Below are 18,739 nucleotides of genomic sequence, written 5' to 3' on the forward strand. Positions count from 1 at the left end.
TACGCTCTCCTCATCACAAAGGAGACGTAATGATGAAATCCCCACTGTTCTGGAAAATTAGCACCCTGCTGGGGTGCATCCTGCTGCTGTTAGTTCCGCTGTTTATGGTCAGTAACCTGATTTCAGAGCGCGAGAGCTACCGCAACGATGTCGAAAATACGCTGCGCCAGAGTACCAGCGGACCGCAAAAACTGGTCGGCCCGATGATTGCGATTCCGATGACGGAGATCTTTTACAAGATAGAGGATGAGAAGAAGGTCGAATACAAGAAAAGCTACATGCATTTCATTCTGCCGGAATCTCTGGTTGTTGAAGGTAACCAGCGCGTTGAGTCGAGAAATATTGGTATCTATGACGGGCAGATCTGGAACACGGACCTGAAGATAAAAGCGCAGTTTAATACCGAAGAGCTGAAGCAGTTGAAAGGGGAAACGATCGCGACAGGGCAGCCGTTTATCGTGACGGGCGTTGGCGACGCGCGGGGTATTGGCACGGTCAGTATCTCTAAAATCAATGGTGAGACCCTAAGCGTGGAACCCGGTTCAGGCGTCTACGGTGCGCTTGCTGGGATCCACATCCCGCTGACCGACAAAGCGCTGGAAGCCAAAACGTTTGCGCTTGATATGTCCCTCAGCCTGGCGGGAACCGGCAGTTTTGCGGTGGTGCCGGTAGGGCGTAATAGCGAAATGACGCTCAACAGCAACTGGCCGCATCCGGGTTTTATGGGCGATTATCTCCCTGTTAAGCATCAGATAGGCGAGTCTGGTTTCCAGGCGAACTGGCAGAGCAGCTGGTTTGCAAATAACCTTGAGAGCTGGTTCTACGGCAAGGAGTCGCCGGAGTGGGAGGCGCTCCCGGCCTTTAGCGTCACGGTAGCGACGCCGGCTGACCAATATCAATTGACCGACCGGGCAATTAAATACGCTATTTTGCTTATTGCGCTGACGTTTATGGCTTTCTTTGTCTTCGAAACCTTAACCGGATTACGCCTTCATCCGATGCAGTATCTGCTGGTGGGGCTGTCGCTGGTCCTGTTCTATCTGGTGCTGCTGGCGCTGTCTGAACACGTCGGGTTTACGCCAGCCTGGATTGTTGCAAGCCTGGTTGGCGCAGCGATGAACGGAATGTACCTGCAGGCCGTGCTGAAAAGCTGGAAACGCAGCGGGCTGTTTGTGCTGGCACTACTCGGACTGGATGTCGTGATGTGGTTCCTGCTGCGCTCGGAGGACAGCGCATTGCTACTGGGCTCTGCTGTTCTTGCCCTGGCGCTGTTCGCGGTGATGTACCTGACCCGGCATTTCGACTGGTACTCGCTCTCTCAGCCGAAGCGACCAGAGCCACCCGCAGCACCTGATAACGATACTATGCGGATTTGGAAATAAAAAAAACGGCGCAAATGCGCCGTTTTTTAATGCGTTAACTGCGGGATTACTCCTGCAGATCGCCGCAGAAACGATACCCTTCGCCGTGGATCGTGGCGATGATTTCCGGCGTATCTGGCGTAGATTCGAAATGCTTACGAATACGACGAATGGTCACGTCTACGGTACGGTCGTGCGGTTTCAGCTCACGGCCGGTCATTTTCTTCAGCAGCTCTGCACGGGACTGAATTTTGCCCGGGTTTTCGCAGAAGTGCAGCATCGCGCGGAATTCACTGCGCGGCAGTTTATACTGCTCACCGTTCGGGCTAATCAGCGAACGGCTATTGATATCAAGTTCCCAGCCGTTGAATTTGTAGCTGTCTACGCTACGACGCTCTTCGCTGACCGTACCCAGGTTCATGGTGCGGGACAGCAGGTTGCGTGCACGAATGGTTAACTCGCGAGGATTGAACGGCTTGGTGATGTAGTCATCCGCACCGATTTCCAGGCCAAGAATTTTATCAACTTCGTTATCACGGCCCGTCAGGAACATTAACGCGACGTTCGCCTGCTCGCGCAGTTCGCGCGCCAGAAGAAGACCGTTTTTGCCCGGCAGGTTAATATCCATGATCACCAGGTTGATATCATTTTCAGAAAGGATCTGATGCATCTCTGCGCCATCGGTCGCTTCAAAGACATCGTAGCCTTCTGCTTCGAAAATGCTCTTTAACGTGTTGCGTGTTACCAACTCGTCTTCAACGATAAGAATGTGCGGGGTCTGCATGTTTGCTACCTAAATTGCCAACTAAATCGAAACAGGAAGTACAAAAGTCCCTGACCTGCCTGATGCATGTCGCAAATTAACATGATCGGCTTAACGTGACTAAAGTACGTAATTGCGTTCTTGATGCACTTTCCATCAACGTCAACAACATCATTAGCTTGGTCTTGGGTACTTTCCCTTTGGACCCGACAGTGTCAAAAACGGCTGTCATCCTAACCATTTTAACAGCAACATAACAGGCTAAGTGACACCAGACACCCAATAAAACTACGCTTCGTTGACATATATCAAGTTCAATTGTAGCACGTTAACAGTTTGATGAAATCATCGTAGCCGAATGCTAGCCTTTGTCACAATTTTTCAATAAACCAACTAGTTGCGGACATTGATTTATAAACGAAGCGAATCCAATCAGAATAGGGTATTCATGTCGCTATTATCATTATAAAACATGGGGATAATAGTGTTCTGTTAACATTCTAACTGATTGTTCAGACAAGGAATAGTTTAGCGTTTTTAATTTGTTATGAAACGCTATTTCGGTGATTTGTGTTGCATTTTTGTAAATTCGCGCCGCGTAATATGTTGAAGTGCATCACATTTTTGCCCGCTAACTGATTAAAAAGAGAGCATAAATGCATCTGTCGATTGTACTGGTTGCCCCAGCCAGAGCCGAAAATATAGGCGCTGCCGCGCGCGCCATGAAGACCATGGGATTCACCGATTTACGTATCGTGGACAGCGCTGCCCACCTGGAGCCTGCGGCTCGTTGGGTCGCGCACGGATCGGGCGATATCCTCGATAATATAACCACTTACGCGACGCTTGCTGATGCGCTGCACGACATTTCGTTTACCGTTGCGACCACCGCGCGCAGCCGTGCGAAGTTCCATTACTATGCCACGCCAGCGGAGCTGGTGCCGATGTTGAGCGAGAAAAGCCAGTGGCTGGATAAAGCCGCGCTGGTGTTTGGTCGTGAAGATTCCGGATTAACCAACGAAGAGCTGGAGCTGGCGGACGTTCTTACCGGTGCGCCGATGGTCGCCGATTATCCCTCCCTGAATTTAGGCCAGGCGGTCATGGTTTATTGCTATCAATTAGCCTCCCTAATACAAATCCCCCAGCCTCCGGCAGAAGGGGCAAATGAAAATCAGCTGGCTGCGCTGCGCGCTCGCGTTGAGCAACTGTTGTCTCAGCTGGGTGTGGCGGACGATCAAAAAATGGCTGACTGGCTGCAGCAGCGTTTGGGGCGTCTTGAGCAGCGGGACACCGCAATGCTGCACCGTTTGCTGCACGATATTGAAAAAAAATTGGCGGAGTAAAATCCTGTCATAAGTTTTTACTATGGTGAATAAGTCTGTACTGATGGGTTGCACTTGGGCGAATCGGATGAAAATAAATCTGCAAACAGCGGGACGTGAGAGTCTCCCGAATTGTGATCAAATTAAAAATTCGTTGACTTAAGGTGCCCGATCCTTTAACCCTAAAAGAATACAGGACAGACAGATAATAATGACAGAGTACACAACATCCATGAAACGCATCAGCATCACCACCATTACTACAACCATCATCATTACCACAGGTAACGATGCGGGCTGACGCGTACAGGAAAAACAAAAAAAGCCCGCACCTGAACAGTGCGGGCTTTTTTTTCGGCTAAAGGAAACGAGGTAGAACCATGCGAGTGTTGAAGTTCGGCGGTACATCAGTGGCAAATGCAGAACGTTTTCTGCGTGTTGCCGATATCCTGGAAAGCAATGCCAGGCAGGGGCAGGTTGCTACCGTGCTCTCTGCCCCGGCAAAAATCACGAACCATCTGGTGGCGATGATTGAAAAAACCATCGGTGGCCAGGATGCACTCCCGAACATCAGCGACGCAGAGCGTATCTTCGCTGACTTGCTGCAAGGGCTGGCAGAGGCGCTGCCTGGCTTCCCGCACGCTCAGCTGAAGTCCTTCGTTGAGCAGGAATTCGCACAAATCAAACACGTCCTGCACGGCATCAGCCTTCTCGGCCAGTGCCCGGACAGCGTCAACGCGGCGCTGATCTGCCGGGGCGAAAAACTCTCTATCGCCATCATGGCCGGCGTGCTGGAAGCGCGCGGACATAGCGTGACCGTGATCGACCCGGTTGAAAAACTGCTGGCGGTGGGCCACTACCTCGAATCCACCGTTGATATTGCCGAATCAACCCGCCGTATCGCCGCAAGCAAAATTCCTTCTGACCATATGATCCTGATGGCAGGCTTCACCGCCGGTAACGAGAAGGGCGAGCTGGTGGTGCTGGGCCGTAACGGCTCCGACTACTCCGCCGCCGTACTGGCCGCCTGTTTACGCGCGGACTGTTGTGAAATCTGGACTGACGTCGACGGCGTTTATACCTGTGACCCGCGCCAGGTTCCGGACGCCAGACTGCTGAAGTCAATGTCGTACCAGGAAGCGATGGAGCTTTCCTACTTCGGCGCCAAAGTGCTTCACCCTCGTACCATCTCCCCGATTGCCCAGTTCCAGATCCCTTGCCTGATTAAAAACACCGGTAACCCGCAGGCGCCGGGTACGCTGATTGGCGCGAGTACCGATGAAGACGGTCTGCCGGTCAAAGGCATCTCCAACCTCAACAACATGGCGATGTTCAGCGTCTCCGGCCCGGGGATGAAGGGGATGGTCGGCATGGCGGCGCGCGTCTTTGCGGCTATGTCCCGCAACGGTATCTCGGTGGTGCTGATTACCCAGTCTTCTTCCGAATACAGCATCAGCTTCTGCGTGCCGCAGGCTGACTGCCTGCGCGCCCGTCGCGCGCTGGAGGAGGAGTTCTATCTGGAACTCAAAGAAGAGCTGCTGGAACCGCTCGCCATTCAGGAACGCCTGGCGATTATCTCCGTGGTCGGCGACGGCATGCGTACGTTGCGCGGTATCTCCGCGAAGTTCTTTGCCGCGCTGGCGCGCGCCAATATCAATATCGTGGCGATTGCCCAGGGCTCGTCAGAGCGTTCAATTTCTGTTGTTGTGGACAACGATGACGCCACCACCGGCGTACGCGTGGTTCACCAGATGCTGTTCAACACCGATCAGGTTATCGAGCTGTTCCTGATTGGCGTCGGCGGCGTGGGCGGCGCGCTGCTGGAGCAGGTGAAGCGTCAGCAGGAGTGGCTGCAGAAGAAACATATCGATCTGCGCGTCTGCGGGATTGCCAACTCCAGAGCGCTACTCACCAACGTTCACGGTCTGAACCTGGAGAACTGGCAGGCCGAGATGAACGAGGCGAAAGAGCCGTTCAACCTGGGCCGCCTGATCCGTCTGGTGAAAGAGTATCATCTGCTTAACCCGGTGATTGTCGACTGTACCTCGAACCAGGCGGTGGCCGACCAGTACGCCGACTTCCTGCGCGAAGGGTTCCACGTGGTGACGCCGAACAAAAAGGCCAACACCTCGTCGATGGATTACTATCACCAGCTGCGTCTGGCGGCGAGCAAGTCGCGCCGCAAGTTCCTGTACGACACCAACGTGGGCGCGGGGCTGCCGGTTATCGAGAACCTGCAAAACCTGCTGAACGCGGGCGACGAGCTGCAGCGTTTCTCCGGCATTCTCTCCGGCTCGCTGTCGTTTATCTTCGGCAAGCTGGATGAGGGGATGAGCCTCTCGGAAGCGACCCGCGCCGCGCGCGAGCTGGGCTATACCGAGCCGGATCCGCGTGACGATCTCTCCGGTATGGACGTGGCGCGCAAGCTGCTGATTCTGGCACGTGAAACGGGCCGTGAGCTTGAGCTTTCTGATATCGTGATTGAACCGGTGCTGCCAGTAGAATTTGACAGCAGCGGTGATGTCGCTGCATTCATGGCAAATTTGCCGCAGCTTGACGATGCTTTTGCCGCGCGCGTTGCGAAAGCCCGTGATGAAGGTAAGGTATTGCGCTATGTTGGCAACATTGAAGAAGATGGCGTGTGCCGGGTGAAGATTGCCGAAGTGGATGGCAACGATCCGCTGTACAAAGTTAAAAACGGCGAAAACGCCCTCGCGTTTTACAGCCACTATTATCAGCCACTGCCGCTGGTGCTTCGCGGCTATGGCGCAGGGAACGATGTTACGGCGGCGGGTGTGTTTGCCGATCTGCTGCGTACCCTGTCATGGAAGTTAGGAGTTTAACATGGTCAAAGTTTATGCCCCGGCTTCCAGCGCGAATATGAGCGTCGGATTTGACGTGCTGGGCGCGGCGGTGACGCCGGTGGATGGTTCACTGCTGGGCGATACGGTCACGGTGGAAGCGGCAGACAGCTTCAGCCTGAACAATGTCGGCCGCTTCGCCAGCAAACTGCCGTCTGAGCCGCGCGAAAATATCGTCTATCAGTGCTGGGAACGCTTCTGTCAGGAGATCGGCAAAAACGTGCCGGTTGCCATGACGCTGGAAAAAAGTATGCCGATTGGCTCGGGGCTGGGTTCCAGCGCTTGTTCGGTGGTCGCCGCGCTGGTGGCGATGAACGAGCACTGCGGCAAGCCGCTGAACAACAACCGCCTGCTGGGGTTGATGGGCGAGCTGGAAGGGCGCATCTCCGGCAGCATTCACTATGACAACGTGGCGCCGTGCTTCCTCGGCGGCATGCAGCTGATGATCGAAGAAAATGGCATCATCAGCCAGCAGGTGCCAGGGTTTGATGAGTGGCTGTGGGTGCTGGCCTATCCGGGCATTAAGGTCTCTACCGCAGAAGCGCGTGCGATCCTGCCCGCGCAGTATCGTCGCCAGGACTGTATCGCCCACGGGCGTCATCTGGCGGGCTTTATTCACGCCTGCTACACCCGTCAGCCGCAGCTGGCGGCGAAGCTGATGAAGGACGTCATTGCCGAGCCGTACCGCACGAAGCTGCTGCCCGGCTTTAACGAGGCGCGACAGGCATCGATGGATATCGGCGCGCAGGCGTGCGGCATCTCCGGCTCCGGCCCGACGCTGTTCGCCCTGTGCGACAAGCCTGACACCGCGCAGCGCGTGGCGGACTGGCTCTCTAAACACTACCTGCAAAATCAGGAAGGCTTTGTTCATATTTGCCGTCTGGACACGGCTGGCGCACGAGTACTGGGATAATTAATGAAACTCTATAACCTTAAAGATCATAACGAGCAGGTCAGCTTCGCGCAGGCGGTAACTCAGGGGCTGGGCAAAAATCAGGGGCTGTTCTTCCCGCATGACCTGCCGGAATTCCAGCTGACCGAGATTGATGAGCTGCTGAAGCAGGACTTCGTCACCCGCAGCACCAAAATTCTGTCTGCGTTTATCGGCGACGAAATTCCGCAGGAGCTTCTGGAAGAGCGCGTGCGTGCGGCGTTCGCTTTCCCGGCGCCGGTTAAGCAGGTTGAGCCTGACGTTGGCTGCCTGGAGCTGTTCCACGGTCCGACCCTGGCGTTTAAAGACTTCGGCGGCCGCTTTATGGCGCAGATGCTGACCCACATCAGCGGCGACAAACCGGTGACCATCCTGACCGCGACCTCCGGCGATACCGGTGCGGCGGTGGCGCATGCCTTCTACGGCCTGAAAAATGTCCGCGTAGTGATCCTCTATCCGAAAGGCAAAATCAGCCCGCTGCAGGAAAAACTGTTCTGTACGCTCGGCGGCAACATTGAAACCGTGGCGATCGACGGTGATTTCGATGCCTGCCAGGCGCTGGTCAAGCAGGCTTTCGACGACGAAGAGCTGAAGGTGGCCCTGGGTCTGAACTCTGCCAACTCCATCAACATCAGCCGTCTGCTGGCGCAGATCTGCTACTACTTCGAAGCGGTGGCGCAGCTGCCGCAGGAAGCGCGCAACCAGCTGGTGATCTCCGTGCCGAGCGGTAACTTCGGTGACCTGACGGCAGGTCTGCTGGCGAAATCCCTGGGTCTGCCGGTGAAACGCTTTATCGCGGCGACCAACGCCAACGACACCGTGCCGCGCTTCCTGAAAGACGGGAAGTGGGCGCCGAACGCCACGCAGGCGACGCTCTCCAACGCGATGGATGTGTCACAGCCGAACAACTGGCCGCGCGTGGAAGAGCTGTTCCGCCGTAAGATCTGGCGTCTGGGTGACCTGGGTTACGCCGCGGTGACGGATGAAACCACCAAAGAGACCATGCGCGAGCTGAAGGCGGTGGGGTATACCTCTGAACCGCACGCGGCGATTGCCTACCGCGCGCTGCGCGATCAGCTTAACCCGGGTGAATATGGCCTGTTCCTGGGCACCGCGCATCCGGCGAAGTTCAAAGAGAGCGTGGAAGCGATCCTGGGCGAAACGCTGCCGCTGCCGAAAGAGCTGGCCGAGCGCGCCGACCTGCCGCTGCTGTCACATGAGCTGCCCGCGGATTTTGCCGCGCTGCGTAAGCTGATGATGACGCGCGCGTGATTGTGTTGCCCGGTGGCGGCTACGCCTTACCGGGCCTACAACGACCACGACGACCTAATCGTAGGCCGGGTAAGGTGAAGCCACCACCCGGCTTTTTTATGGAGGAATTAAGGAGAGAAAAAGCAGGAAAAAAGCAGAAATTCCCAATAAATGCGGTCACTTAGCGTTTAGGATTGCAGAGAATAACATCCCCCGTTCCCCTCGCGTACTCTCCTTACATCGGCCCACGTTGGGCAAGAAGAATAAGGAGTCACCTGTGTCTACACTGAAACCTGCACTCATCGCGCTTTCACTGGTGCTGGCCGCCCCCATGGCGGTTCAGGCATCTGAAATTACCCTCGTACCGGCGGTCAAACTGCAGATTGGCGACCAGGATAACAACGGTCATTACTGGGACGGCGGCCGCTGGCGCGACCACGAATGGTGGAAGGCGCATTATGACTGGCGTGATAACCACTGGCGTCCACATGATGAGCATCGTAAACACGACGATCGTCACGATGACCATCACCACGATGACCGCCGCGACGATCGCGGCCCGGACTGGAAACGCCATTAATGCAAAACCCCGCCAGCTGGCGGGGTTTGTTTTTATTGCTCGTGGCGCTTAAACACCAGCTCGCCTTTCCCTGACGATGCTTCGTCAAAGAAATAGCCTTCGCTGTTAAATTGGGTTAACTGCTCCGGCTTCGTCAGGCGGTTCTGGATGATGTAGCGGCTCATCAGGCCTCGCGCTTTCTTGGCGTAGAAGCTGATCACTTTGAACTTACCGTTCTTCTCGTCGAGGAACACCGGTTTGATAATCTCCGCATCCAGCTTTTTCGGCTTCACCGACTTGTAGTATTCGTCGGATGCCAGGTTAATCACCACGTTATCGCCCTGAGCGTGCAGCGCCGCGTTCAGCTTGTCGGTAATGATATCGCCCCAGAAATGATACAGGTCTTTGCCTTTGGCATTTTCCAGGCGAATCCCCATCTCCAGACGATACGGCTGCATCAGATCCAGCGGGCGCAGTACGCCGTACAGACCCGACAGCATGCGCAGATGCTGCTGGGCAAAATCGAAATCGGCTTCGCTAAAATCTTCCGCCTGCAGGCCGGTGTAGACATCACCTTTAAACGCCAGAATCGCCTGGCGAGCGTTAGCCGGGGTGAAATCCGGGTGCCACTCGTGAAAGCGGGTCGCGTTAAGATCGGCCAGCTTGTCGCTGATGCTCATCAGCGAGGCGATTTGCGGCGCAGAGAGCTTACGCGCTTCGCGGATCAGCTGTTGCGAGTAGTCCAGCAGTTCAGGCTGGGTATAGCGCTCGGTGGCGAGCGGGCTCTGGTAGTCGAGCGTTTTTGCAGGTGAAATCAGAATCAGCATATCCAGTCCTTGCAGGAAATTTAGAGCGACTTTAGCAAAAAATCGCCCTGAATTGATCGATAGCTGTTATTGCCGCGGCAAATCATTCCACGTGCCGGGGGCAAGCTGCGCCTTAATATCGGGATAGCGGGCGGGATCAAATACCGGCGGAACGCCGAGTTTGCGCTGACGCAGATAGTCTCTGGCAATCAGGGTCACAACGGGAGAGAGCAGCAGGATCGCCGTAAGGTTCGTGATCGCCATTAGCGCCATAATGATATCGGCCAGCTGCCAGACCAGCGGCATACTGAGGAAGGAGCCAGCGATGATCATCAGAATGACCGCGAGACGCAGGGTTCCGATTGCGGCGCGGGAGTCGAGCTTCAGGAAAATAAGGTTATTTTCGGCGTAGAGGTAATTCACCACAATCGAACTGAAGGCAAACAGCACCAGGACGAGCGAGACAAACCCTGCTCCCCAGCCGCCGGTCAGGTTCACCAGCGCCTGCTGGAGAAGCTGTATCCCGGCGGTTCCAGAGGAGTGCGGGACGGGGCCTGCCAGCAGCAAAATCATGGCGCTGGCGGAGCAGATGATAATGGTATCGGTAAAGACGCCAATCATCTGCACAATGCCCTGTGCCGCCGGGTGCGGCGGCCAGGAAGAGGCGGCAGCGGCCGCGTTGGGGGTTGACCCCATTCCGGCTTCATTGGAGAACATTCCCCGTTGAAAACCCGCCATCAGCGCCTGGCTGAAGGTATAGCCCAGCGCCCCGGAGGCCACCTCGCGCCAGCCAAAAGCGCTTTTGACGATGGTCGCAATCACGCCAGGCACCTGGTCGATATGCAGGGCGGCGACGAACAGGCTCGCGACCACCCAAAGCAGCGCCATAACGGGAACCAGCCACTGCATCAGGCGGGCAACGCCCCTGAGACCGGCAGAAATGGTGAGTAGAACGACGAGGGCTAAAGCAATACCGGCGACCCACTCCGGGCAGGAGAAGGCATAGCGCAGGGCATTGGCGACAGAATTTGCCTGGACGGTATTAAAAATAAGGCCGTATGCGAGCAGTAAAAAAAGCGAGAACAGAACGCCCATCCAGCGCATACCCAAGCCACGCGCCATATACCAGGCAGGACCGCCGCGAAACTGGCCGTTTTTATCTTTCTCTTTATACAGCTGGGCGAGCGAACTTTCGGCAAAGGAGGTGGCCATTCCGAGTAGCGCCGTCACCCACATCCAGAAGACCGCGCCTGGCCCGCCGGCGCTGATGGCCAGCGCAACGCCCGCCAGATTCCCGCTGCCGAGGCGTGCCGCCAGGCTGGTACAGAGTGCCTGGAACGACGTTAATCCGCCCGGCTGGGGCGTAACGCTGTTTTTCAGACTTCTGCCAAACTTGCGAATATAACGAAACTGGATAAACCCACTGCGTAGCGTAAACCAAATACCTGCTCCCAGAAGCAGGTAAATCATTATCGAACCCCACAGGACTTCGTTAATAAAGAAAAAGAAATCAGGCATTAACGTCCCTCTTGTTGATGCCAAAGTGAATATGTAAGCGCTACCACTGATTGGGCATGCTGTTGCTTAGCAGCCTGTTAATCTTCCGAGTTTACCATACTCTACCTAAGCGCACTGTCTGCGGTTGCGCTACCCCTCCGTCGTGTTATCATCAGGGCAGACCGGTTACATCCCCCTAACAAGTAAACCTGTCATTTTTCCGCTGCAGACATGCTGTCGGTAGCGTGAATTATCCAGGGCACGTTAAAAGAGAAACACTATCATGACGGATAAATTGACCTCCCTTCGTCAGTTCACCACTGTCGTAGCTGACACCGGAGATATCGCGGCAATGAAGCTGTACCAGCCGCAGGATGCCACAACTAACCCTTCTCTGATCCTTAACGCCGCACAGATCCCTGAGTATCGCAAACTGATTGACGACGCAGTGACCTGGGCGAAAGCACAGAGCAACGACCGCGCGCAGCAGGTTGTGGATGCCACCGACAAACTGGCAGTGAACATCGGTCTGGAAATCCTGAAGCTGGTTCCTGGCCGTATCTCTACCGAAGTGGATGCACGTCTCTCCTACGACACCGAAGCGTCTATCGCCAAAGCGAAACGCCTGATCAAAATGTACAACGACGCTGGCATCAGCAACGACCGTATCCTGATCAAACTGGCTTCCACCTGGCAGGGTATCCGCGCGGCAGAGCAGCTGGAAAAAGACGGTATCAACTGTAACCTGACCCTGCTGTTCTCCTTCGCGCAGGCGCGTGCATGTGCAGAAGCAGGCGTATACCTGATTTCTCCGTTCGTGGGCCGTATTCTGGACTGGTACAAAGCCAACAACGATAAGAAAGAGTACGCGCCGGCTGAAGATCCAGGCGTGGTTTCTGTTACCGAAATCTACGAATACTACAAACAGCACGGCTATGAGACTGTAGTTATGGGCGCAAGCTTCCGTAACGTCGGTGAAATCATCGAGCTGGCTGGCTGTGACCGCCTGACCATCGCCCCTGCGCTGCTGAAAGAGCTGGCAGAAAGCGAAGGTACCATCGAGCGTAAGCTGTCTTACACCGGTGAAGTGAAAGCACGCCCAGAGCGCATCACTGAATCCGAGTTCCTGTGGCAGCACAACCAGGATCCAATGGCTGTAGACAAGCTGGCGGACGGTATCCGTAAGTTTGCTGTTGACCAGGGCAAACTGGAAAAAATGATCGGCGACCTGCTGTAATCATTCTGCGTGACCGGGCTCCCGGTCACGCGACTTCTTTCGTACCCTGTCTGAATCTCCTCTCTGCGTGTATCATTCCCTTTAATCAGTACTTTTTGAATGGAATGGATATGAATACCTTACGCATCGGCTTAGTGTCGATTTCTGACCGTGCCTCCAGCGGTGTTTACCAGGATAAAGGCATCCCCGCTCTGGAAGAGTGGCTTGGCAGTGCGCTGACCACCCCGTTCGAGGTCCAGACTCGCCTGATCCCTGACGAACAGCCGATCATCGAGCAGACGCTCTGCGAGCTGGTGGATGAGATGAGCTGCCACCTTGTTCTGACGACGGGCGGAACCGGCCCCGCGCGCCGCGACGTGACGCCGGACGCAACGCTGGCGATTGCCGATCGTGAAATGCCGGGCTTTGGCGAGCAGATGCGCCAGATAAGTCTACACTTTGTCCCGACGGCCATTCTTTCCCGTCAGGTGGGCGTAATCCGCAAACAGGCATTGATTCTGAACCTGCCGGGGCAGCCGAAGTCGATCAAAGAGACGCTGGAAGGGCTGAAAGCGGAAGATGGCAGCGTCCTCGTTCACGGCATCTTTGCAAGTGTACCGTATTGTATACAGCTCCTTGACGGTCCGTATGTGGAAACCGATGAGAAAGTGGTAGCAGCTTTTCGCCCGAAAAACGCACGTCGCGAAACAATCTCCTGAAATTAACCAATATGTGACATTAGCTGAAGCGGCGATGGCGTGGTAAAGCTTTTACGGTATAGTAATTTTTTCTTTACGATTGCTGTAAAAATAAATCCACAACACACGCATAATGGTTCGCTATGTCACATAACACCCGACCTCTGAATCGACAGGACTACAAAACCCTCACGCTCGCGGCCTTAGGCGGCGCGCTGGAGTTTTACGACTTTATCATCTTCGTCTTCTTCGCCGCCGTGGTGGGAGAGCTCTTCTTCCCGGCGGATATCCCGGAATGGCTGCGCCAGGTGCAAACCTTCGGCATTTTTGCCGCCGGGTATCTGGCGCGTCCGCTGGGCGGCATTATCATGGCCCACTTTGGCGATCTGGTCGGGCGTAAGAAGATGTTTACCCTTAGCATCCTGCTGATGGCCGTGCCGACGCTGGCTATTGGTCTGCTGCCCACCTATGCCTCGATGGGTATTTTCGCTCCGATGCTGCTGTTGCTGATGCGCGTTCTTCAGGGCGCGGCGATTGGCGGTGAAGTGCCGGGCGCGTGGGTGTTTGTCGCGGAGCATGTTCCGGCGCGCCGCATTGGAATCGCCTGCGGAACCTTAACCGCGGGCTTAACGGTAGGGATTTTGCTCGGTTCCGTCGTCGCGACAATTGTAAACACCAGCATGACGCAGCAGGCCGTGCACGACTGGGGCTGGCGTATTCCGTTCCTGCTGGGCGGGGCGTTTGGTCTGGTCGCGATGTACCTGCGCCGCTGGCTGCAGGAGACGCCGATTTTCCTCGAGATGCAGCAGCGCAAAGCGCTGGCGCAGGAGCTGCCGGTGAAGGCGGTCGTGGTACGTCATAAAAAAGCGGTGGTGGTGTCGATGTTGCTCACCTGGCTGCTTTCGGCGGGCATTGTGGTGGTGATATTGATGTCCCCGGTGTGGCTGCAAAAGCAGTACGGTTTCGCCCCTGCCGTGACGCTACAGGCGAACAGTATCGCGACAATTATGCTCTGCTTTGGCTGTCTGGCCGCCGGGCTGGCGGCAGATCGTTTCGGTGCCAGCGTTACCTTTATCGTCGGCAGCCTGTTACTGGCCGCATCAAGCTGGGCGTTTTACCATCTGGCAGGCAGCCATCCTGAACAGCTGTTCCTACTGTATGGCGTGGTGGGGCTGTGCGTGGGCGTAGTGGGTGCTGTGCCTTACGTCATGGTGCGAGCTTTCCCGCCGGAGGTACGCTTCACCGGGATCTCATTTTCCTACAACGTGTCGTATGCCATTTTCGGCGGGCTGACGCCGATTGCGGTGACGGTGCTGATGGGCGTTTCGCCGATGGCACCAGCCTGGTATGTACTCGCGCTCTCGCTGATGGGGCTGGGATTAGGGATTTGGCTGGGGCAGATGAAGGGATGTCGTGCCCGCGAAGCGGACACGACAGAGGGATCAGTGTTTTTCACCAATCGGTAGAATGGTGCGGTCAAACTGCTCGTTCAGCACTTCACCCATTGCGAGGTAGATAGCGCTTGCGCCGCAAACCAGACCAATCCAGCCTGCAACATGAACGATGCCTTCGTTATCCACCAGGTGACCAATCGCCAGCAGGGCGAACAGTACGGTCAGGCTCAGGAAAACGAACTGCAGCATGCGGTTACCTTTCAGGGTACCGAAGAACATGAACAGGGTGAAGACGCCCCACAGGCCCAGGTAGACGCCCAGGAAGTGGGCGTTTGCCGCGTCTGCCATGCCCATTTTAGGCAGCAGCAGAATGGCAACCAGGGTCAGCCAGAAAGAACCGTAAGAGGTGAAGGCGGTTAAGCCGAAGGTATTGCCTTTCTTATATTCCAGCAGGCCCGCGAAGATTTGCGCGATACCGCCGTAAAAAATGCCCATCGCCAGGATGATGCCATCCATCGGGAAAATCCCGATATTGTGCAGGTTCAGCAGGATAGTGGTCATGCCAAAACCCATCAGGCCCAGCGGAGCCGGATTAGCCAACTTAGTGTTGCCCATAAGTCCTCAAAAAAATCATCATTAATATGGTGAAATGGTTAAACCCGCGTCAGTTCTCCCTGACTGGGCGCGGCATCATAATGGGCGCAATCGGTGGCGTCTATGATCTCATCAGGGTGAAATTAAAATTTTTTTTATGCTTGCCCCTTGATGGATGCCGTCGCGACCCCATCTTGTAGTCAACCGCAGTGTGTGGACCTGAAAAAAATCAAATCTGGGCAGTTGAAAAAGCACGTTCTGCCCTTATTACAGGTACACAACCACATGTTGACTGAATTTTTAGTGGAGACGTTTAGATGGGTAAAATTATTGGTATCGACCTGGGTACTACCAACTCTTGTGTAGCGATTATGGATGGCACTACTGCACGCGTGCTGGAGAACGCCGAGGGCGATCGCACCACGCCTTCTATCATTGCTTATACCCAGGATGGTGAAACTCTGGTTGGTCAGCCGGCTAAACGTCAGGCAGTGACAAACCCGCAAAACACCCTGTTTGCGATTAAACGCCTGATCGGCCGCCGCTTCCAGGACGAAGAAGTTCAGCGTGACGTTTCCATCATGCCTTACAAAATCATCGCGGCAGATAACGGCGATGCATGGCTTGATGTGAAAGGCACCAAAACTGCACCACCGCAGATTTCTGCTGAAGTGCTGAAAAAAATGAAGAAAACCGCTGAAGATTACCTGGGTGAACCGGTAACTGAAGCTGTTATTACCGTTCCTGCGTACTTCAACGATGCTCAGCGTCAGGCAACCAAAGATGCTGGCCGTATCGCAGGTCTGGAAGTAAAACGTATCATCAACGAACCAACCGCTGCTGCACTGGCTTACGGTCTGGATAAAGAAGTTGGCAACCGTACTATCGCGGTTTACGACCTGGGTGGTGGTACCTTCGATATCTCTATTATCGAAATCGACGAAGTTGACGGCGAAAAAACCTTCGAAGTTCTGGCAACCAACGGTGATACCCACCTGGGTGGTGAAGACTTCGATACCCGTCTGATCAACTACCTCGTTGACGAGTTCAAGAAAGATCAGGGCATTGACCTGCGTAACGACCCGCTGGCCATGCAGCGCCTGAAAGAAGCCGCTGAGAAAGCGAAGATCGAACTTTCTTCCGCTCAGCAGACCGACGTGAACCTGCCGTACATCACTGCAGACGCGACCGGTCCTAAACACATGAACATCAAAGTGACCCGTGCGAAACTGGAAAGCCTGGTAGAAGACCTGGTGAACCGTTCAATCGAGCCGCTGAAAGTTGCTCTGCAGGACGCTGGCCTGTCCGTATCCGATATCCAGGACGTTATCCTGGTCGGTGGTCAGACCCGTATGCCAATGGTTCAGAAGAAAGTGGCTGAGTTCTTTGGTAAAGAGCCACGTAAAGACGTTAACCCGGACGAAGCGGTCGCAATCGGTGCTGCGGTTCAGGGTGGCGTACTGACCGGTGAAGTTAAAGACGTACTGCTGCTGGACGTTACCCCGCTGTCTCTGGGTATCGAAACCATGGGCGGTGTGATGACTGCGCTCATCAACAAAAACACCACCATCCCAACGAAACACAGCCAGGTGTTCTCTACCGCTGAAGACAACCAGTCTGCGGTAACCATTCATGTGATTCAGGGTGAGCGTAAGCGTGCGGCGGATAACAAATCTCTGGGTCAGTTCAACCTGGACGGTATTAACCCGGCACCGCGCGGCATGCCGCAGATCGAAGTGACCTTCGACATCGATGCTGACGGTATCCTGCACGTGTCTGCGAAAGACAAAAACAGCGGTAAAGAGCAGAAGATCACCATCAAGGCATCTTCTGGCCTGAACGAAGCGGAAATCGAAAAAATGGTTCGCGATGCCGAAGCTAACGCGGAATCCGACCGTAAGTTCGAAGAGCTGGTTCAGACCCGTAACCAGGGTGACCATCTGCTGCACAGCACCCGTAAGCAGGTTGAAGAAGCAGGCGATAAACTGCCAGCGGAAGACAAGACTGCTATCGAAGCTGCACTGAGCGCGCTGGAATCCTCACTGAAAGGTGAAGACAAAGCGGACATCGAAGCGAAGATGCAGGAACTGGCGCAGGCTTCTCAGAAGCTGATGGAAATCGCTCAGCAGCAGCACGCTCAACAGCAGGCGGGCGCTGACGCTTCGGCGAACAACGCGAAAGACGACGACGTTGTCGACGCTGAGTTCGAAGAAGTTAAAGATAAAAAATAATCGCCCTGATGCAGGGTAATTAATCGGCACGGGCGTAGGAGAACTCTCCACGCCCGTGCTCGCATGTTAAGGGGCTTAAAAAAACCAATGGCAAAGCAAGACTATTACGAGATTTTAGGCGTTCCGAAAACTGCGGAAGAGCGTGAAATCAAAAAGGCGTACAAGCGCCTGGCCATGAAATTCCACCCGGACCGTAACCAGGGTGACAAAGAGGCTGAAGCCAAATTTAAAGAGATCAAAGAAGCCTACGAAGTCCTGACCGATGCACAAAAACGTGCGGCCTATGACCAGTACGGTCACGCAGCCTTTGAACAGGGCGGCATGGGCGGCGGTGGATTCGGTGGCGGCGGCTTTGGCGGCGGCGCTGACTTCAGCGATATCTTTGGCGATGTATTTGGCGACATCTTCGGCGGCGGCCGTGGTCGTCAGCGCGCGGCGCGCGGCGCGGACCTGCGCTACAACATGGAGCTGACGCTGGAAGAGGCCGTTCGCGGCGTAACCAAAGAGATCCGTATCCCGACGCTGGAAGAGTGTGACGTTTGCCACGGCAGCGGCGCGAAAGCGGGCACACAGCCTCAGACCTGTCCAACCTGTCACGGCTCTGGTCAGGTACAGATGCGTCAGGGCTTCTTCGCGGTACAGCAGGCCTGTCCTCACTGTCACGGTCGCGGCACGCTGATTAAAGATCCATGCACCAAATGCCACGGCCACGGTCGCGTTGAGAAAACCAAGACCCTGTCCGTTAAAATCCCGGCTGGCGTCGATACGGGCGACCGCATCCGTCTGGCCGGTGAGGGCGAAGCAGGCGAGCACGGCGCACCGGCAGGCGATCTGTACGTTCAGGTGCAGGTGAAACAGCACGCCATCTTCGAGCGTGAAGGTAATAACCTGTACTGCGAAGTGCCGATCAACTTCGCGATGGCGGCACTCGGTGGCGAAATCGAAGTGCCAACGCTGGACGGTCGCGTGAACCTGAAAGTGCCTGGCGAAACCCAGACCGGTAAGCTGTTCCGCATGCGCGGGAAAGGCGTTAAATCCGTTCGCGGTGGCGCCCAGGGCGACCTGCTGTGCCGCGTCGTCGTGGAAACGCCGGTTGGCCTGAACGACAAGCAGAAACAGCTGCTGAAAGAACTGCAGGAGAGCTTTGGCGGTCCGACGGGTGAGAAAAACAGCCCGCGTTCCAAAAGCTTCTTCGATGGCGTCAAAAAATTCTTCGATGATTTGACTCGCTAATTCGTTAGCTGGTTTTCATCTT

The 18,739-nt window shown here is 55.3% G+C and carries 17 protein-coding genes and 1 other annotated feature; of the genes, 13 read left to right on the forward strand and 4 right to left on the reverse strand.

The window, feature by feature from the left end:
- The first annotated feature begins 29 nt into the window (after nucleotides 1-29).
- On the forward strand, nucleotides 30-1,382 hold the full coding sequence (creD, locus tag HB664_RS06485) for a cell envelope integrity protein CreD (RefSeq protein WP_219940512.1): 1,353 nt from the start codon (nucleotides 30-32) through the stop codon (nucleotides 1,380-1,382).
- 46 nt (nucleotides 1,383-1,428) lie between these two features.
- Here the strand turns inward: creD and arcA are convergent, their stop codons facing one another.
- Complete coding sequence (gene arcA, locus HB664_RS06490; protein ID WP_003856501.1) at nucleotides 1,429-2,145, reverse strand: two-component system response regulator ArcA; 717 nt, start codon at nucleotides 2,143-2,145, stop codon at nucleotides 1,429-1,431.
- Between the two features lie 95 nt (nucleotides 2,146-2,240).
- Between arcA and yjjY the strand changes: the two genes are divergently transcribed.
- From yjjY to HB664_RS06525, 7 genes are all read left to right on the forward strand, one after another.
- Nucleotides 2,241-2,381, forward strand: coding sequence for a protein YjjY (gene yjjY / locus HB664_RS06495; protein WP_085928893.1), 141 nt, complete (start codon nucleotides 2,241-2,243; stop codon nucleotides 2,379-2,381).
- A gap of 399 nt (nucleotides 2,382-2,780) precedes the next feature.
- A complete protein-coding gene (locus tag HB664_RS06500) occupies nucleotides 2,781-3,467 on the forward strand; it encodes a tRNA/rRNA methyltransferase (protein WP_033144591.1) in 687 nt (228 codons plus the stop codon).
- A 211-nt stretch (nucleotides 3,468-3,678) separates the two neighbouring features.
- On the forward strand, nucleotides 3,679-3,747 hold the full coding sequence (thrL, locus tag HB664_RS06505; protein ID WP_015572623.1) for a thr operon leader peptide: 69 nt from the start codon (nucleotides 3,679-3,681) through the stop codon (nucleotides 3,745-3,747).
- Nucleotides 3,686-3,802, forward strand: a sequence feature (Thr leader region). Its footprint overlaps the gene before it by 62 nt.
- Before the next feature lie 24 nt (nucleotides 3,803-3,826).
- The gene (thrA, locus tag HB664_RS06510; RefSeq protein WP_219940513.1) at nucleotides 3,827-6,289 is read left to right on the forward strand and encodes a bifunctional aspartate kinase/homoserine dehydrogenase I; all 2,463 of its coding nucleotides are present in this window, start codon (nucleotides 3,827-3,829) and stop codon (nucleotides 6,287-6,289) included.
- A gap of 1 nt (nucleotide 6,290) precedes the next feature.
- Nucleotides 6,291-7,220, forward strand: coding sequence for a homoserine kinase (gene thrB, locus HB664_RS06515; protein WP_032660770.1), 930 nt, complete (start codon nucleotides 6,291-6,293; stop codon nucleotides 7,218-7,220).
- A 3-nt stretch (nucleotides 7,221-7,223) separates the two neighbouring features.
- On the forward strand, nucleotides 7,224-8,510 hold the full coding sequence (thrC, locus tag HB664_RS06520; protein WP_039260864.1) for a threonine synthase: 1,287 nt from the start codon (nucleotides 7,224-7,226) through the stop codon (nucleotides 8,508-8,510).
- A gap of 256 nt (nucleotides 8,511-8,766) precedes the next feature.
- Nucleotides 8,767-9,069, forward strand: coding sequence for a DUF2502 domain-containing protein (locus HB664_RS06525; protein ID WP_219940514.1), 303 nt, complete (start codon nucleotides 8,767-8,769; stop codon nucleotides 9,067-9,069).
- Nucleotides 9,070-9,101: 32 nt separating this feature from the next.
- Here the strand turns inward: HB664_RS06525 and yaaA are convergent, their stop codons facing one another.
- Together yaaA and HB664_RS06535 are read right to left on the reverse strand one after the other, a co-directional pair.
- Nucleotides 9,102-9,875 (reverse strand): peroxide stress protein YaaA, encoded by a 774-nt coding sequence (gene yaaA, locus HB664_RS06530; RefSeq protein ID WP_033144595.1) that lies wholly within the window; start codon nucleotides 9,873-9,875, stop codon nucleotides 9,102-9,104.
- 66 nt (nucleotides 9,876-9,941) lie between these two features.
- Nucleotides 9,942-11,372: a sodium:alanine symporter family protein gene (locus HB664_RS06535; RefSeq protein WP_219940515.1), complete on the reverse strand. Its 1,431-nt coding sequence runs from the start codon at nucleotides 11,370-11,372 to the stop codon at nucleotides 9,942-9,944.
- Between the two features lie 262 nt (nucleotides 11,373-11,634).
- Here HB664_RS06535 and tal point away from each other — a divergent pair, with 262 nt between their 5' ends.
- The 3 genes from tal to HB664_RS06550 all read left to right on the forward strand — a co-directional run bounded on the left by tal (nucleotide 11,635) and on the right by HB664_RS06550 (nucleotide 14,731).
- Nucleotides 11,635-12,588 carry a transaldolase gene (tal, locus tag HB664_RS06540; protein ID WP_219940516.1) on the forward strand — a complete coding sequence of 318 codons (954 nt, stop codon included), beginning with the start codon at nucleotides 11,635-11,637 and terminating at the stop codon, nucleotides 12,586-12,588.
- Between the two features lie 110 nt (nucleotides 12,589-12,698).
- Entirely contained in the window at nucleotides 12,699-13,286 is a 588-nt protein-coding gene (gene mog / locus HB664_RS06545; protein WP_126327602.1) for a molybdopterin adenylyltransferase, read from the forward strand.
- A gap of 122 nt (nucleotides 13,287-13,408) precedes the next feature.
- Nucleotides 13,409-14,731: an MFS transporter gene (locus HB664_RS06550; RefSeq protein WP_219940517.1), complete on the forward strand. Its 1,323-nt coding sequence runs from the start codon at nucleotides 13,409-13,411 to the stop codon at nucleotides 14,729-14,731.
- Here HB664_RS06550 and satP read toward each other — a convergent pair.
- On the reverse strand, nucleotides 14,708-15,274 hold the full coding sequence (gene satP / locus HB664_RS06555; RefSeq protein WP_143347544.1) for an acetate uptake transporter: 567 nt from the start codon (nucleotides 15,272-15,274) through the stop codon (nucleotides 14,708-14,710). The genes HB664_RS06550 and satP overlap by 24 nt on opposite strands.
- A gap of 296 nt (nucleotides 15,275-15,570) precedes the next feature.
- Here satP and dnaK point away from each other — a divergent pair, with 296 nt between their 5' ends.
- Both dnaK and dnaJ read left to right on the forward strand, forming a co-directional pair.
- Nucleotides 15,571-17,484 (forward strand): molecular chaperone DnaK, encoded by a 1,914-nt coding sequence (dnaK, locus tag HB664_RS06560; RefSeq protein ID WP_023310346.1) that lies wholly within the window; start codon nucleotides 15,571-15,573, stop codon nucleotides 17,482-17,484.
- An 87-nt stretch (nucleotides 17,485-17,571) separates the two neighbouring features.
- Nucleotides 17,572-18,717 carry a molecular chaperone DnaJ gene (gene dnaJ, locus HB664_RS06565; protein WP_023310347.1) on the forward strand — a complete coding sequence of 382 codons (1,146 nt, stop codon included), beginning with the start codon at nucleotides 17,572-17,574 and terminating at the stop codon, nucleotides 18,715-18,717.
- Nucleotides 18,718-18,739: the final 22 nt, after the last annotated feature.

Origin of the sequence: Enterobacter sp. DNB-S2, assembly GCF_019443845.1 — a bacterium.
GTDB lineage: Bacteria > Pseudomonadota > Gammaproteobacteria > Enterobacterales > Enterobacteriaceae > Enterobacter > Enterobacter asburiae_B.